Source organism: Enterococcus sp. DIV0187 (assembly GCF_051713785.1).
GTDB classification, from domain to species: domain Bacteria; phylum Bacillota; class Bacilli; order Lactobacillales; family Enterococcaceae; genus Enterococcus_A; species Enterococcus_A avium.
Window position 1 is genome coordinate 172,303 of the sequence record NZ_JBIOQO010000002.1, and the last position, 16,411, is coordinate 188,713.

Annotated in this window: 17 protein-coding genes; 6 read left to right on the forward strand and 11 right to left on the reverse strand. The window is 37.9% G+C overall.

Features of this window, described 5'->3' with window-relative positions; all coding sequences use genetic code 11:
* Positions 1–12: 12 nt before the first annotated feature.
* Positions 13–411 (reverse strand): helix-turn-helix domain-containing protein, encoded by a 399-nt coding sequence (locus IGI52_RS20760; protein ID WP_438782359.1) that lies wholly within the window; start codon positions 409–411, stop codon positions 13–15.
* Between the two features lie 242 nt (positions 412–653).
* On the opposite strand from IGI52_RS20760, the gene IGI52_RS20765 reads away from it, so the two are divergent.
* The 4 genes from IGI52_RS20765 to IGI52_RS20780 all read left to right on the forward strand — a co-directional run bounded on the left by IGI52_RS20765 (position 654) and on the right by IGI52_RS20780 (position 3,828).
* Positions 654–1,298 (forward strand): TetR/AcrR family transcriptional regulator, encoded by a 645-nt coding sequence (locus tag IGI52_RS20765; RefSeq protein ID WP_144325963.1) that lies wholly within the window; start codon positions 654–656, stop codon positions 1,296–1,298.
* Between the two features lie 102 nt (positions 1,299–1,400).
* Positions 1,401–2,639: an MFS transporter gene (locus tag IGI52_RS20770; RefSeq protein WP_438782360.1), complete on the forward strand. Its 1,239-nt coding sequence runs from the start codon at positions 1,401–1,403 to the stop codon at positions 2,637–2,639.
* A 140-nt stretch (positions 2,640–2,779) separates the two neighbouring features.
* On the forward strand, positions 2,780–3,535 hold the full coding sequence (locus tag IGI52_RS20775; protein ID WP_438782361.1) for an alpha/beta fold hydrolase: 756 nt from the start codon (positions 2,780–2,782) through the stop codon (positions 3,533–3,535).
* A gap of 98 nt (positions 3,536–3,633) precedes the next feature.
* On the forward strand, positions 3,634–3,828 hold the full coding sequence (locus IGI52_RS20780; protein ID WP_049218310.1) for a type II toxin-antitoxin system RelE family toxin: 195 nt from the start codon (positions 3,634–3,636) through the stop codon (positions 3,826–3,828).
* A gap of 90 nt (positions 3,829–3,918) precedes the next feature.
* Here IGI52_RS20780 and xerS read toward each other — a convergent pair whose 3' ends face one another.
* Both xerS and IGI52_RS20790 read right to left on the reverse strand, forming a co-directional pair.
* Entirely contained in the window at positions 3,919–5,061 is a 1,143-nt protein-coding gene (gene xerS / locus IGI52_RS20785; RefSeq protein WP_016178386.1) for a tyrosine recombinase XerS, read from the reverse strand.
* 1,209 nt (positions 5,062–6,270) lie between these two features.
* Entirely contained in the window at positions 6,271–6,888 is a 618-nt protein-coding gene (locus IGI52_RS20790) for a Type 1 glutamine amidotransferase-like domain-containing protein (protein WP_438782362.1), read from the reverse strand.
* A gap of 79 nt (positions 6,889–6,967) precedes the next feature.
* On the opposite strand from IGI52_RS20790, the gene IGI52_RS20795 reads away from it, so the two are divergent.
* The gene (locus IGI52_RS20795; protein ID WP_185937738.1) at positions 6,968–7,906 is read left to right on the forward strand and encodes a helix-turn-helix transcriptional regulator; all 939 of its coding nucleotides are present in this window, start codon (positions 6,968–6,970) and stop codon (positions 7,904–7,906) included.
* A 72-nt stretch (positions 7,907–7,978) separates the two neighbouring features.
* Here IGI52_RS20795 and ald read toward each other — a convergent pair whose 3' ends face one another.
* From ald to IGI52_RS20810, 3 genes are read right to left on the reverse strand one after another with little or no spacing between them, the layout of a single operon-like run.
* On the reverse strand, positions 7,979–9,097 hold the full coding sequence (ald, locus tag IGI52_RS20800; RefSeq protein WP_176675336.1) for an alanine dehydrogenase: 1,119 nt from the start codon (positions 9,095–9,097) through the stop codon (positions 7,979–7,981).
* A gap of 19 nt (positions 9,098–9,116) precedes the next feature.
* Positions 9,117–10,388 (reverse strand): kynureninase, encoded by a 1,272-nt coding sequence (kynU, locus tag IGI52_RS20805; RefSeq protein WP_137438903.1) that lies wholly within the window; start codon positions 10,386–10,388, stop codon positions 9,117–9,119.
* A gap of 11 nt (positions 10,389–10,399) precedes the next feature.
* Positions 10,400–11,584 carry an MFS transporter gene (locus IGI52_RS20810; RefSeq protein WP_185937736.1) on the reverse strand — a complete coding sequence of 395 codons (1,185 nt, stop codon included), beginning with the start codon at positions 11,582–11,584 and terminating at the stop codon, positions 10,400–10,402.
* A 205-nt stretch (positions 11,585–11,789) separates the two neighbouring features.
* Here IGI52_RS20810 and IGI52_RS20815 point away from each other — a divergent pair, with 205 nt between their 5' ends.
* Positions 11,790–12,233, forward strand: coding sequence for an Lrp/AsnC family transcriptional regulator (locus IGI52_RS20815; RefSeq protein ID WP_102866577.1), 444 nt, complete (start codon positions 11,790–11,792; stop codon positions 12,231–12,233).
* A 128-nt stretch (positions 12,234–12,361) separates the two neighbouring features.
* Here IGI52_RS20815 and IGI52_RS20820 read toward each other — a convergent pair whose 3' ends face one another.
* From IGI52_RS20820 to IGI52_RS20840, 5 genes are all read right to left on the reverse strand, one after another.
* The gene (locus tag IGI52_RS20820; RefSeq protein ID WP_176675338.1) at positions 12,362–12,778 is read right to left on the reverse strand and encodes a DUF3788 family protein; all 417 of its coding nucleotides are present in this window, start codon (positions 12,776–12,778) and stop codon (positions 12,362–12,364) included.
* A 52-nt stretch (positions 12,779–12,830) separates the two neighbouring features.
* Complete coding sequence (locus IGI52_RS20825; RefSeq protein ID WP_185937735.1) at positions 12,831–13,724, reverse strand: helix-turn-helix transcriptional regulator; 894 nt, start codon at positions 13,722–13,724, stop codon at positions 12,831–12,833.
* A 159-nt stretch (positions 13,725–13,883) separates the two neighbouring features.
* On the reverse strand, positions 13,884–14,729 hold the full coding sequence (panC, locus tag IGI52_RS20830) for a pantoate--beta-alanine ligase (RefSeq protein WP_176675340.1): 846 nt from the start codon (positions 14,727–14,729) through the stop codon (positions 13,884–13,886).
* A complete protein-coding gene (panB, locus tag IGI52_RS20835) occupies positions 14,726–15,568 on the reverse strand; it encodes a 3-methyl-2-oxobutanoate hydroxymethyltransferase (protein WP_185937734.1) in 843 nt (280 codons plus the stop codon). Before panB ends, panC begins: the two co-directional genes overlap by 4 nt.
* Complete coding sequence (locus IGI52_RS20840; protein WP_185937733.1) at positions 15,565–16,398, reverse strand: Rossmann-like and DUF2520 domain-containing protein; 834 nt, start codon at positions 16,396–16,398, stop codon at positions 15,565–15,567. Before IGI52_RS20840 ends, panB begins: the two co-directional genes overlap by 4 nt.
* Between the last annotated feature and the right edge of the window lie 13 nt (positions 16,399–16,411).

The following is a 16,411-nucleotide window of genomic DNA, read 5'->3' on the forward strand; positions in this document are numbered from 1 at the left end:
AATTTGTCCCTCCTAAATTTTTTTTATAATCAGATAAAAAAGCGACAAGCTGTTGGCACCAACCAGAGCGAAAATCAGCCAAAGAAATACTTCATTCATGAATGGATTTGCTAAGAGAAGCAGCATCAGCAGTCCATTCACTAAAAGTAGAACAATAAAAATCTTCAAGAAGTGGTTGACCACGGTATTCTCCTGTAAATGCTTGACCATTTCTCGATCTCCCTTCAATAATTCATCGAGGGAAAGATTGTAAAGCTCTGATAAACGAATAATTCGCTCGATATCAGGGTAGCTTCGACCATTTTCCCAATTCGACATTGTTTGGCGGGTAATTCCTAGCTCAGCTGCCACATAATCTTGTGTGAAGCCTAATTCATTTCTACGTATTTTCAACCGTTGTCCAACACTCATTTTTACATCCCTCAATCACCATTTGTCTTATCTCTAGCTTAAAACAAAAAGTGAATCGTCGCGAGAAAAATCAGGTAAAAAAGCTTTTACGTTCGATAGTTAAGGGATTTCTCTTAAAGATATAGAACTATAAATATCGCAAATGAAATTATATCAAAATCTTTTTATCAAAAACTGTTGACAATTAGCCAGTGAAGCTCTATATTTTAAATAGATACCAATGGTATGTAAGGAGTGAAGCCATGGCGAGAGGAAAAAATCCAGAAGAAACAAGGCGCAAGATTCTAGCTGTTTCGAAGCAATTATTTCTTGAAAAGGGTTATGATAATACGTCGATCCAAGATATTGTCAATGGCTTAGATGGCATGACGAAGGGTGCAATTTACCAGCATTTCAAATCAAAGTTTGAGATTTTTGAAACGATTATCGAACCTGCGGAAACACCCGAAGAAAGTTTGCGAAAGCATCCAGGAAATAATGGATTAGAAAAATTGCAAAGCGCAATTCTAGATGCGTTTACTGATTATTCTCGGATGAAGTTAAATTATTCAGCGGCAGTTACCCTGCGCAGTCCACGTTTTATCGGAGAGCAGATCATCAGCATGTTTAACGAAGTAATTCCCGAAATCAAAAAAATCGTTGAAGAGGGGATCGCGGACGGCTCGATTAAAACAGAGTTTCCTGAAGAGGTCGCGGATGTGTTGATGATGAACCTAAATACGTGGATCGGGTTGCACTTGACTGTTTTTACTGAGGAACAGCTGAAGCGAAAGGTACTATTTACTAAGAAGCTATTCGATGGTGTCGGTATTCCGATCTTCAATGAGGAGATCATGACAGAAGCGAATAAAATGTTTGCCTATTTAAAAAAAGATAGCGAAGAATAAGCTATTTTTTTTAAGGTTATAGATACCAACGGTAGGTATGTTAATTTGAATCAGTTGTTTTTGAGGTTGTTGCTTAAGAGTGAAGAAAGAAGGATGGTTATTATGAGAAAGAATAAAAATTTTAATTTATTAATTGGGAGTCAATTATTCTCCGTTTTAGGAACAACGATTGTTCAATTTGTGATTTCATTGTATGTGCTGGATATTACAAAATCCGCGTTGACCTTTAGCGTGATTGCGTCGTTATCGATCGTAGGGCGATTGATTTGTCTGCCTTTCTGCGGCGTGCTGGCTGATCGTTTGCCGAAAAGAAATTTGATGTTACTGATGGATTGTCTGTACCTTATTTTATCGATTGGCCTGTTTCTAGTCACGCGTTTGGAAAATCCAGTAACGGCGATCGGAATCTTGACAGTGATCATTGGAATGGTCTCGGCTTTTGAAACACCCGTGGTTCAATCAGCGATTCCCATAATTTGTAAGGAAGAGGAGATTCCACGAGCAAACGGGATTATCAGTTCAATCGGGACCTTAGGAACGGTTTTAGGCCCGATCCTTGCGGGAATCATTTATCGATTTGACGCCGTTTATCAAATTTTTATGATCACAGCAGCCTTATTTTTAATTGCGATTTTCTGCGAAGTATTGTTAAACATTCCGGTTCAAGCACAAGCTACAATGGATGGGACGCTTTTCCAAGTGGTTGTCGGTGATTTGAAGGAAGTAGCGAACTATCTGAAGGCGCAAAAAGTCATTGTCAAAGTTGCAGCAGTAGCATTTTTATTAAACTTTTTCCTCGCTTCCTTTATTCAGGTGATCATTCCGTATGTTTCCCGTATTCAATTAGGTGCGACCGACGCACAATTCGGGTTAATGAATACGATTCTAGCAATCGGCAGTCTTTTGGGAACAGTCGTTTACGGTGTGATCGCGAATCGCTTGAATGAAACCAGTATTACCAAAAATTTGATTCTCGTGGCGATTTTATTTAGTTTATTAGTCATCCCGTTTGGCCTGATTCAGGATTCAACGTTGGCATTTTGGCTGATGACAGTCATCGTGGCCTCAGCAATGGGTGTAGTTACAGTCGTTTCGGTTCAATTGATTGTTTATATCCAGTTAGTTTCTGACAAAGCTTTGCTTGGTCGGATCATGTCATTAGTGATGATCGTGACTACCTTGGCAATTCCTTTAGGTCAGGTGATGTATGGCAGCTTTGCGGCAGTAGCGTCGACAAAAATGCTGCTAGTATTAATCATTGCTACTTCTATTGTGACCATTTTGATTGCTATTTTCTCAATCAGAATTTTTAAGCAGATGCGTGTAAGCAATGAAGTATAGTTTCAAAACATATATTTTATAAAAAGTCCAACCCATTTATTTTATATTTCATAATATTTTTCTTTAGGCCGATAACCGCTGTTATTGGCTTTTCTTGTTATACTAAAAACAAACGTATGAACTTTTAAGGAGGGATTGTAGTGAGTTTCTTTAGCTATAAAGGAAAAAACATCTTCTACGAAACAATCGGAGAAGGAAAACCACTCGTCTTTTTGCATGGAAATACCTCGTCATCCAAGTTATTTAAACCCATGTTGCCCCTTTATAAAGATTTCCAAGTAATCTTGATTGATTTTTTAGGCTATGGTCAATCTGACCGGCTGGATAGATTTCCTACCGAGCTTTGGAAAGATGAAGCTCGCCAAACGATCGCCTTGTTAGAGCATTTAAATATTAGCGACGCAAATCTAGTGGGAACTAGCGGCGGCGCTTGGGTAGCCATCAATGCAGCATTTTTAAGACCAGATCTGATCGCCACCGTTACTGCTGACAGCTTTCACGGGCGTACGCTTCCTGATGATTTTGATGAAGAATTACTAGCAGAACGCTCTTCAACGATGGCGGACCCTGAAGCATCACAGTTCTACCATTGGTGTATTGGGGAGGATTGGAAGGACGTGATTGAGCGGGATACAGATTCCATGTGGCGTTTGATCATCTCCAGAAGAGAGCTGTTCTTCGATTCCTTGCAAATTCTGCAGGCGCCGCTGCTGCTAACAGCCGCTAAAAAAGACAAAGCTATTCGTCCAAATATTGAACAAGAATATCAAGCCATTGTTGGCGAAGTCGTCCACGGTCAGTTCAAATTGTTCGACAAGCCCGGTCATCCCGCAATCGAAAGCTGCTGCGAAGAAGTAGCAGAAACCATTAATCAATTTATATATGAATATAGCTAAAAAGTATCAAAAAAGCGGTCAACTTGCTAGAATAGGACTAGGTTGATCGCTTTTTGATAGTTTAGAAAGATGGAGAGGAAAAAGGGAGCTTTCAAAAAATGTTACGTTTGATTAAATCAGCGAAAGCACGCTTTATCAACTCCCAGAATTCATGGCAAAGGATTGACCGCCAAAGCCCAGTTTTATTGGCGGTATCGAATTGGAAACTTCGTCTGATTTCAGATATCAATGAAGAAACGGTGACTTTTTTGATTTTAAAAGTGGGTCATCGCGACGATGTTTACCAATTTTAAAAGGAAAAACTTTAATTTCGTATCGACTGTAACCCACAAAAAAATAAACAAAACGAGTTCAATCTGTTTTCGATTGAACTCGTTTTGTTTTTATGTCCAAAGATCATCAATCACTGATCGTTTTTCTTTTTTGACGATATGTGTATAAATTTCTGTGGCAGACGTACCGCGTTGGCCTAGTATCTCACTGACGGTTTTCAAATTTTTTGTCTTGCGAAAGGCCATCGTGCCGACACTGTGTCGCAGCTTATGGGGAGTGGTGCGTTTGCCAAAGGCTGTGGAGTATTTGTCGATCATCTTTTCGATTGAGCCGCCTTCCATTCGTTTGGCAACATTTTTATGTTTGGTTAAAAAAAGGGCTGGTACTGAGTCATCGGCATTATAGAGTGTCTTTCGTTGATCAACATATTCTTGAATGTAGTCAATAAAAATCGGGGAGATCATCGCATGATCCAGCGTGTCACCTTTACGTTGAACCTGAACATACAGACCTTCGTAGTTGAGATCACTGACATTTGTGTTGACTAATTCAGATAGACGAATGCCCGATCCTAGGAATAAGGCGAGAATTGCGGTATCTCTAATACGATTTTTTTCATAAGCTGTTTTGGCTTGACGCGAGGTCAGTTGATTGCCGTAACCAGCATAGACAAATTCCACAAAATCGATCGCGTCCGAGTCCAAGTAGAGCATTTTTTCGATTTTATCTTTGCGTACTGCATCAGAAGCGTCCACACCGCCATTTTCTATATTGACCATAATATTTCGTCTTAACATCGGGCGAATCACATAATCACCCAGCTGCTCGTCAAATTCTTCGATTTCCTCATTCGATAGGTATTTGAAAAGGGAACGAAGAGCAGTGATGCTGCGTTGAACAGTCACTTTAAGGCGATGTGTATTTCTTTCACTCAAAGGAGATTGAGAGATGTCATTTTCAGCTTTTCCTTCAAAGGTTCGTTTCGGTGACTGATTTAAAAAGGACTTATATAAAACGATTTTATCTTTATTCAGTCTTTCAAAATCTTCTAATTGAATCTCTGAAATATCATCCACCTGAATAATTTGTTCAGAAGAAAGCCAGGAGAGGAATCTTCGATATTCTTTAGAGTATTCGTATAGGGTATTCGTTGAACGGGGGATTGCTTCCAAATACAATAAATATTTTTGGATGAAATCCGGCAATTTTTCGAATTCTTTTTCGTAGCGTTCCTGTAGTAATTCACGACTCATTTTATTTTTCAGTCCTTTCTTTTTTTGATAGGAGAGGGGGAACCCTCTAACTATATCATAATAGGTATATACCAATTTGTCAACTATTAAATAACATAAATATCATAGAAAAGAAAGGGGAGAACGAATAATTAAATAGTTGAATTACTGAAAAATGGTTCTTTCTATAAAACATAACGATTGTTATATCTGCGTTTAAATAACGGTACATAATGATAGGTTAAAAGAGAGGTACATACTAAAAAAAGAAAAAATTAAACCGAAATCATTATCCATTCATGCAATTTAATTTATTAGTTATTGGGATGTTATTATCGTTGCAAGCTCGACAATCATTGATCTATCAACAAACTTTGCATGCAATAACACATCAGGAAAAACAGAGATATATTTCTGTCTGAGCCATAAATTTGCTGCAAATTGAATTGCTTGAATAAATTAGTTGAGTCGCTGAAAACATGGCTTTTTACCATTTCTAACAGTTTAAAAATTATGCTTTCGGGAAAATAGATATTGTTACGAAAACATGATTTCTTGTCCTGCAGCATCTTCAGTAATTGATTAGTCATTAATATCTGAGATGCGTAACATACTAATTGTGGTCTTAGACTATTCATTATCGTTTAAAAAGGATTCTGAGGATCAATTGCGGACCATTATCAACCTTTTTATCTCAAGATTGCTCACAATCGACATCTAACGATCATGATCATTTTGCAGACACCAGATCATACAACTCATTTAATCAGCTCGTTTTTGATCATTCACTTGAGTCTTACTTGTAATTCATCGACAATGACATCCAAATAAAATCTTCCTTCAACTTATCAGCATTTACTTCAAATAGAAATCTGAAAAACGATTTTGATAATACATTAAAAAAAAATCAGCTAAGTTTGGTTTAACCAGATTATCCGGTTTGTTGAGCTCTATTTTATTACTTCTTTTATGGTTTGAGAAAAACTAACATTATTCTCAAACCATAAAAACCTATTCTCTTCATAGTCGGAACTTTCAGTACCATGTCATAGTTAGTATAAAAAATAAACTGGCTAGTACATCATGAGCCAGTTTATCTTTTTTATCAGAATATACCATCAAGAATAAAGTATCTTACACCATAACGAATTATTGTTCGACATTTTTATTTTTTACGAAGAAATAAAAGAACGTTACAATGTCAAAATGATTCCTACTACAAAATTGTATTTATATTTTCGTAACTATTTTTCTTTTTGTCCCTTTTACTAAGATTGCTTGCTTATTATTTATACAGCAAAGAGGCAAATTATTGGCAAAGTTCTCTTTGATATCTTTAGTAATAGTTTTGAATGGTGGTTCATTATAATGAGGCAAAGAATAAAACTCTACAATACCTAGTCCATTATAAGAGTTTAAGTCGGGTCCTTTATCCGGTGTATCCATTTTTTCGATATAGTGAATAGAATTCGACAAGATGATAGCACCGGCAGATTCTCCAATATAAAGCTTGCCATTTTCTATTTCTTCTTTAATAATCGCATCTGCTCCGGATTTTTTTAGTTCTTGCATTAAGTAGAAACTATTTCCCCCTGTAACATAAATAAAATCATTTTCCTTTATTTTTTGCTCAATAATGATTTGAGGCTCAACAGAAACGTCTACTACATCTACAATTGCCCCCATTTTCTCTAAGGCTTTTCTTCCAGCTGTCACATAAGATTTGATTTTTTCAACATTACTTGCTGTGGGAATAAAAGTAACTCTTTTTCCATATACATCTTTTTCTAGTAGTAATAATTCATCTGAAACCTCACTAAATGACGATGACAAAAACAATTTTTTCATAGATAGACTCCTTTACAACATGATAAACTCATTATATATTCTAATGGTGTCACTTTATGATACTTATGGAGGCAATGTTATGAATAAATCTGAACGAATCCAACGGGAACTTTTTTTCGTGAATAGCCATAAAGAATTTAATCTGACTGATCTAATGCGGGAATTTCAGATTTCTAGAAGTACTGCAATAAGAGATCTAGCAGAGTTAGAACAATTAGGAGTGCCATTTTATGTTGAAAATGGAAGATATGGCGGGTATAAAGTTCTCCCCTCCTCACTATTACCTCCAATTTATTTTACGGAAAAAGAAATTTTTAGTGTGTTTTTTTCTCTTCAACTTTTAAACTTGTTATCTGGCTCGCCATTCGGTAGTAATTATTCTACGATTCAGCAAAAATTATTAAATACATTTAGTGTCGAAAAACAAGAAAAAATAGCACAAGCAACTGATTCGGTACAATATGCGGGAATTTATCAAATTGAGCCCACTAAAAATCTTGAAGATTTATTTAGCACTATTTTGAAAAATGAACCCATCAAAATTCTATACACTCGTTATGCACGAAAAGTTAAACGAATTTTGCCTATTCGCTTAACTTTAATGGATGGTTATTGGTATTGTATTGCCATAGACATTGAAAAAAAAGAGATGAGAACTTATCGTTGTGATTACATAGAAGATATTGAAATAGCATTGGATTATCCATGCCCTCTCTCTGAAGGAGAAATAGCTAAAATTATAGCCACACAACAAAAGGAATATCGAAACATTCCTTTTAAAGTACGTCTATCTGATAAAGGAAAAGAACATTTCTTAAAAAATAAGTTTCCAAATATGAGACTCACAGTCACAGATAACGATAGCTTTATTCTTGGAGAGTTTAATAATAACGAACTACCCTTTTTGACCAATTATTTTCTTGGTTTTGGCGAGCATGTGGAAATACTTGAACCAAAAATATTAAGACAAGAATATATGATGTTGATCGAAAAACTATTAAGCAGGTACAAAGAATAGACTTTGATACCTGCTTTTAAACCACTTTGATTTCCAGTTACATTAAAATACTTCTTCCAAGCATTATTTTGATTAAGCTTCTAATGCTGTATTCACAGGGAAATAAGGTAAATCTAAATCAATTGCCACTGCTTCAATTGTCAACTTGCCATTATAGGTATTCAAGCCGCGTCGTAATGCCAAATTATCTTTTAGTAAGCTTATCAAATCATTGTTTGCTAATAAATTGACGTATTCCATTGTTGCATTTGACAATGCATAAGTCGCGGTTTGCGGAACGGCACCAGGCATGTTTGCAACAGCATAATGAACTACATTTTCTTTGATATAAGTAGGATTGTCATGGGTTGTTACTTTATTCGTTGTTTCGAAAATCCCACCTTGATCAATCGCTACATCCACAATCACCGAATGAAATGGCATACCTGAAACCATTTCTTTTGAAACTAGCGTAGGTGCTCTATGACCAGGAATCAAAACAGCACCTATAACTAAATCAGCTGTTTTCAATACTTCTTGAATATTGTAGCTATTAGACATTAAGGTTTGGATATTTCCATCAAAAATTAGATCTAATTGCTTCAAACGAGGAACACTTACGTCCATAATCGTTACATTTGCCCCAAGGCCAGCTGCGATTTTCGCAGCATTCATACCAACGACTCCCCCACCAATAACAACAACATTCCCACGTGCAACACCTGGAACACCTGAAAGTAATACACCGCGTCCGCCGTTAACGCGTTCCAAAAAATTTGCGCCTATTTGTGCGGCCATACGACCAGCAATTTCACTCATCGGTGCAAGTAATGGCAATGAGTTATCGGCTGGCTGAACATTCTCATAAGCAATTGAGTGTACTCCTGATTTCAATAACGCTTTAGTTAACGGCTTATTTGCGGCTAAATGCAGATAAGTAAATAACAATAAGTCTTTTCGAAAGTAGCGGTATTCTTCAGCCAAGGGCTCCTTAACTTTCAAAACCATTTCTGCAGCCCAAGCACTCATCGCATCTGGTACGATTGTAGCGCCAGCTTCTTCATACTCTTCATCCGTAATAGCAGAACCTAGCCCCGCTTTTGTTTCGACCAAAACTTTGTGTCCAAGATTTGTTAAACCAAATACGCCAGATGGCGGTAAAGCAACTCGATTTTCATTGTTTTTAATTTCTTTTGGAATACCTATTATCATGAATTATCCTCCTTCTTTTTTATACTACAGAAGAACGAGTATTGCTGTACTCTTCATAGATCTTTTCAGCAACAATTTTTTTCAACGTTTGAACAACTAGATTGATTTCTTCATAAGAGGTATATAAAGCAATTGGAGCTAGGCGAATCACATTAGGTTCACGAAAATCTGGGACAACACCATTATTTCTCAAGGCAGCCGCAATTCGATAAGCTTCTTCATGTTGCAGACAAACATGCCCACCACGCACTTTATCATCCGTACTATTCCCATATGAATACCCGTAATCAGCTAACTCTTTATCGATTAAAAACATTAGATAAGCAGTTTTATTCAAAGAATTAGCTCTAATTTTCTTCATTCCTAGCTGATTGAAAATTTGTAAAGAACCTTCCAAACCTGCCATTGAAAAAATTGCCGGTGAACCAATTTGCCAACCACTTGCATCAGGTTGTGGGTCAAATTGATGCTTTAGTTGAAATTGGGTATCGTTACGATTGCCAAACCACCCCGCTAATCCCGGCTTTTTATCAAAATGCTTTTGATTGATATACAAGCCGGCAGTCGACCCGAGTCCTCCGTTTAAATACTTGTACGTGCACCACACAGCAAAATCTGGTTGAATTTCTTTAAAATCAATTTCAATTGCGCCAATCGCGTGACATAAGTCAAAGCCGATAATAATTCCCCGTTTATGAGCTTCTTCTGTCAAACGCTTCATATCAATAATCTGTGCACTTCGATATAAAACAGTTGGCAATAAAATCACGGCAACATCATCTGTCATTGCCTCAATTACCGCCTCTTCGTCAATGAATTCACCATCAGCACTTCGAATAACCTTAACAGCTTCTTCAATTGAATACCCTTTTATTTCGACCATACTATCAACAGCATAACGATCTGTCGGGAAATTTAAATCATCGACCAAAATTTTATAACGATCTTTCGTAGGATGATAAAAGGTTGCCAATGCTGAATGAATATTAGAAGTTGTACTACCAGTCACGGTGATTTCTTGCGGTTTCGCATTAATCAATGGTGCCATTAAAGCAGAGATTTTTTCGCCATAAATATATAAATCATTCCAAGCTTGAACACTTTCTTTTTTCCAGCGCTCAATCATCTTTTCAATACTTGTAACGGCAGCTTTAGAAGCCATACCTAAAGAGTTTCCATCCATATAGATTTCTCCTGGTTGAATAAAAAAATCTTCACGATATTGGTGGAGCTCATCTTTTGTATCTAATTCTTTTGCATATGCTAAACCTGTTTGAAACGTTGTATTCATTTTGTTTCCTCCTAATTTTTAAGCGTTTCTTTTGTTGATAATAAATAGATAATTGATCCAGCAACACCGAGAGCTGCGATGCCTGTCAGAATCAATAATCCAGCTTTCCAAGAAAAGTTCTCAATTATTTTAGAAATGATTGGTGCTCCGATCACGATTGCTGTGTAATAAAATAAATTGACTAAACTCATAGAATAGCCAATCAAGCGTTCTTTTCCAGCAGCTCGAGGAACTAAAATGGTAATTGAAGAGGAAGCTAACATTGCGGCTGCCGATAGGAAAAAGACTTGTGCTATTATTAATCCACTTATTCCTTCTAAAAATGGTGCGGCTAAACAGGACAACATCATTGTTGTAAAGGCTACCAAAATCACGACACCTGATTTTTTTACTCGATCCAGTAAAAAACCTGCCACAATCCCAAAAGGAATCCCAAACAACCCAAATAATCCTGAGTAAAAGTTAGCTGTTGTTTGAGAAAGGTGGTAATAATCACTAAATAAAACTGGATATAATGCAATATAGGCATATAAAACAAAAGACATACATCCTTGCAAAATTCCTAGTATCCATACCGTCTTGTTCTTTATCACCGCCTTAAACGGTGAGTCCTCCCTTGCTTCTATTGTTGAGATATCCTCTACTGGAGCATCCAAAAATAAGAAATATAGAATCCACATAATCAAGGACAAGCCGCCAATTAAATACCAACTTGCAAAGTGCCCAAATCTTTCAGACAAGGGTAAAAACAAATTCATTGAGATTAACGATGCCAAAGCTGGAAAAGTCGTAAAAATACCAATCGCTGTTCCAGAATGAGAGCTATCCTTAAACCAATAGCTGATTAAGACCACAGCTGTCATTACAATCGTCGAAAATGAGACCCCTTCAATTATTCGAGTTACTAAAAGTAAAGAAAATGAACCAGCGATTGTCCCTAAAAAATTTCCTACAGCTAACAATCCAATGATCACCAATAACAAATTCTTTGCACCAATTTTAGTAACCAGTGCCCCACCTGGAATCGCTATAAAGATACCTGAAATCGTAAAAACCGAGGTCAACAAAGACATCTGTGTCAACGAAGTATGAAGGTATTGAGACAAAGGAGTAATGACAGGCGCTATCTTCAATTGTGACATTCCAATCAATGTCCCTCCGGCATAAAGCAAGAAAAATTTCATCCATTTATTCACTTGTTTCCTCCTTCCAGTCATGGATTTAAAAGCGCTTTCAAACCTTGTGCTTATTATAGCGAAAAGCTTTTCACGTTGAATATGCTAAAAAAAAGTTTATTTCCTCTTTTTTTTCGTTTAAACTACAAATAGTAATATATTTTTTTGATAAAATGATTATTTCAATAAATTAGTGCTGTTTTTACCTAAAAAGGGGGAAGCGATTGTGGATACGATTGATGATACTGACTTAAAGATTTTGAAACTCTTATCAGCAGACAGCCGCATACGTATCAAAGATCTTTCAAAAACTGTGATGATGTCTGAGCCAAGTGTCAAACGACGAATTGAAAAAATGGTCGATATCGGGGTTTTGCGGAATTTTACAATTGAAATTGATTATAGTAAATTAGGTTTCAGTATTCCCTTCTATATAAAAATTAGTGATTTAACGATCCACTTCAATGAATTCATAAAAAGAGCACGGCAGCTCAATCCTGCTTTATCGATCGATTCAGTTACGGGAGAAGAGAACTATATCATGCAAGGACGCGCTCAGACCATTGCTGAAGTGGAAAAATTATTGGCAGCACTGATGTCTTATGGCAAGGTATCAACATCGATTATTTTGGAAGAAACTACTGGTAAAAAATTAATTGATCTTTTATAAAAAAGTTCTCCCTATTTATGACATAAGCGATTCCGTCATGAATAGGGGGAGCTTTTCGATATTCTGCAATTAGCAAAAAAAGAGACAAAAATAGTCATTAATACGACTCTCTTGTCTCTTTCCGTTTTCTATTTTATATTTTTCTTGAAATTCACTGTTTTTATAGCGATCATTATACTCGTCTCATCTTTAATTGGAATCAAAACAGCATTTAGTTTGCCTGTTTTATCAATCTCTGCGCCGTTAGCTTCAAGTTTGCTGAAGAGTTCATTGGCTACGAGCTGCGGCCAAATACGTTCACTGAAAAAAACACTCACTTTAAGACCAGTCTCCCATACCGAGATCCAGCCTAGATTTTTCTTTTTGAAAAGTATTTTACTTAACCAGTTGTGCCCATCTTTATAGTAGTTCCAGTCCTTTTGATAGGATTGCTTATGGAGTTCTTCTAAAAGCTTTTGGTAAAGCTTCAGATCCTCTGGGGAAAGATGCTTTGCTAAATTTTCTATAGTTGGAAATTCTGATGAGTCTTTTAAAATGGGTTTCATCTAAAACGCCTCCTTTTTCCTCAGTTTATCAAGTAAAACTTGTAATAAGATGTCAAGTTTTATATTTTTTGCTGAGTTTTTCAATATGCCTTGCCATCTTTTGACGAAAAGCCGGAGGTTCAAGAATTTCTAATTGATCACCAAAAGAAAATAAGTAATTAATTGTTGTCACATCATCTGGAAGCGTTACAACAGCAATCAAACGGTCATCTTTATTTTGACGAACATCCTTAAATTCCTCCTGCACGCGATATGCTGCAGCACAATCGAACAGCAGCGTCAATTCAACCTGCTTTTCTGGTATTGTTGGCTTTTCTGAGAAGATTTTTTTTGGTGTTTCTCGGCTGAAGGATTCAGATAAAATCTCGACATTTCGCATGCGGGCCATTTTAAATAATCGATAATCTGCTCTAAGATAGCAAAAAGCATAAAGGTACCAAGCCTTATTACGAAAGACTAGTTTTAAGGGTTCTAATTTACGAGCGGTGAATTGTCCCTTAGTGCTTAGATAATCTATTTGGATAACATTTCTTGAAAAAATCGCCTGTCGTAATTGATCGAATAATTCATTTCGTAATCCAGTCCAATCAGAGAAGTCAATCTCTAACCAATCAAGTGTTTCTTTTTTGAAAAGAGTGCTGAGTTTTGAAACCAGAGAACTGCTTAATGAGCCAGCGGTGAGATTCAAATTCTGAAGCGCGATCAGAATTTGCTGTTGTTCTTCATCAGAAAATACAGCTTTATTTAGGACATAATTCTCTTGAATAAAGATTCCGCCACCTTTTCCTCGGACAGCATAGACTGGGATGCCGGCAGCGCTCAACGCATCAATGTCGCGATAAATCGTTCGAGCGGATACTTCAAATCTTTCTGCCAAATCTGGTGCGGTGATGGAGCCTTTTTCCATTAAAATAAAAAGAATCTGTAACAATCTGCTTTCGATCATTTGCCGCCCTCCCCTTTACAAACTAGCATATCATGAGGCGTTGAACAGGGGAAGCCTGTCTCTTAATAAAACAGATGGATGCAAAGGGAGCTGTGACAAAGGTTCTGTCACAGCTCCTATTTCCGAACAAACGGTGTTATAGAAGTGGGTTCTTCTTTTTTATTCTCCCCAGTAAAAATTGTCGATCAAACGCGTTTTGCCAATGTAAACAGCGATGGGCACTAGTATTGCTGAGTCAATTGTATCAACTTTCTGCAATGTTTCTTGATTGACAATCTCAATGTAATCAATTTTTGCTAGAGGTTCAGATGCAATTTCGGCAGTCATTGCCTGAATCAAAGCTTGAGAATTTCGTACGCCTGCTGCAAGCTGCTCTTGTGCCAGTTTCAACGCGTGACTCAATACTAAAGCTGCTTGGCGCTCTGCTGGATTCAGATAGCTGTTCCGAGAGCTTTTGGCTAGACCATCCGCTTCACGAATGATTGGACAGGCGATGATTTCAACGGGAATATTCAAATCACGAGTCATTTGTTGGACAACAGCAACTTGCTGCGCATCTTTTTGACCAAAGTATACGCGATCGGGTTGAGTGATCTGTATTAATTTTAAAACGACCGTCGTAACTCCACGAAAATGAGCTGGTCGACTTGCGCCTTCTAATACTTCAGTCACACCAAAGGCTTCCACATAGGTGTTAAATCCAGCCGGATACATTTCTTCCACTTCAGGATGAAAGATCAAAGCGACTCCCGCCGCGTTGCATAATGCTTGATCTGCTTGAAGCTTCCGAGGATAGCTGGCTAAATCTTCATTTGGCGAAAATTGAGTGGGGTTGACAAAAATACTGACGATGACATGATTATTGTCTTGTTTGGCCTTTTCCATCAGACTGCGATGGCCTTCGTGGAGTGCACCCATGGTAGGCACAAATCCAATTGATTGTCCCGCCTGTCGCCAGGCCTTCACCTGATTTCTGACTTCTTCAATCGTTTTAACGGTTTTCAATGTTTTATTCCTTTCTCCAATGCTGCGATGATTTCCGGTGCGATACTAAAAGTATGCTCTGCGGCTGGGAATTGCTCCTGCTGAATTTCTGTTTTATAGTGTTGAATGGCAGAATTCATTTCTGTGCCTAAATCGGCATAGCGTTTCACAAATTTTGGTTGCATCTCGCCGTACATACCTAACATATCCTGATAGACCAATACTTGCCCATCTGTCTGATTACCCGCACCAATTCCAATTGTAGGAATTGTCAATTTCTTGGTGATCAGTGCCGCCAAGTCAGCGGGGATTGCTTCTAAAACAATGGCGAACGCACCTGCTTTTTCTACTGCTAAGGCATCCTGCAAGATTTTTTGTGCGGCTTCAATCGTTTTTCCTTGAACCTTAAACCCGCCGAAAGCATGAATCGACTGCGGGGTTAAACCAATGTGTCCCATTACTGGAATTGAGGCGCGAGTGATGGCTTGAATCGTTTTACTAAAGGCTTCACCGCCTTCTAGCTTGACTGCGGCTGCGTGACCTTCTTTGATCAGGCGTCCGGCATTCGCTACGGCATCTGGGATTGATATATGATAAGACATAAACGGCAGATCTGTTACTACCAACGCATTTTGTGCGCCGTTGGCTACTGCACGAGAATGGTGAATCATGTCCTCCATCGTTACGGACAAGGTATCTTCATACCCTAGCATAACCATTCCTAATGAGTCTCCCACCAAGAGAGAATTGATACCTGCTTGATCCATTAATTTAGCGGTGGAATAATCATAGGCGGTCAGCATACTAATTTTTTCACCCTGCTCTTTTTGCTTCTGCATCGTTAAGACGGTATTTTTCACTGGTTTAACTCCCTTTCCATTTGTTGATACTCGCGCTCCGGATGCTTCAGAGTCGCGATTTGAATCAATTTCTTAGTCAGCTCGCGATAAATCCCAGTTGCTTCTCGAGGTAAGGCGGCCAAATGATCAGTGACAGTGGAAAGATCATTTCGTTCAACTGGACCGGTCAAAGCTTCACTGGGACTCATGGCTAGTAGATTTTGTGCATTTTGTAAAAATAGCTGCCGCCAAGCTGTTTGTGCAAATTCTTTGGATAATCCGCAATCTAACAGTAGTTCCTCTGCTGTCGCTGTCAGGCCTACGACTAGATTACTGACAAACACACATGCCGCGTGATAACGAATCTTTTCCTCTGGGGCGATGGTTGCGATTGGATTTCCTAAATTTGTTAAAAGCTGTTGAACTTCGGCTAAATTCTTTGAGCCCTCCAAAGTAAAAGGGACTTCAGCTAATTGACTTGCAGGTATTTCTTTGTCAGCAAAAGCCATCAGCGGATGTAGAGAAAAACAAGCAATCTCTTTCTTTGTTACAAAAACCGCCGAGCTTTTTGCACCGCTGCAATGAAAAACGCATTGTCCCTCAGAAATTAGCGGCTCTACTTCTTGCCATACCACAGCGATTTGATCATCCGGTACAGTCAAGAATAGCCAGTCACTTGCTTCGATACATTCTGCTAAACGATTAAAGGCCTGACTATTGATTTGACTAGCACTAGCAGTCGCATGCTTAAAGCTGCGACTGTAAAACCCTGAAATCGTGTACTTTTTACTAGCGAAGTAGCGTGCCATAGTTGTTCCGACTTTTCCAGCTCCGATAAAGCCAATTCGCATCTGCATTTCTCCT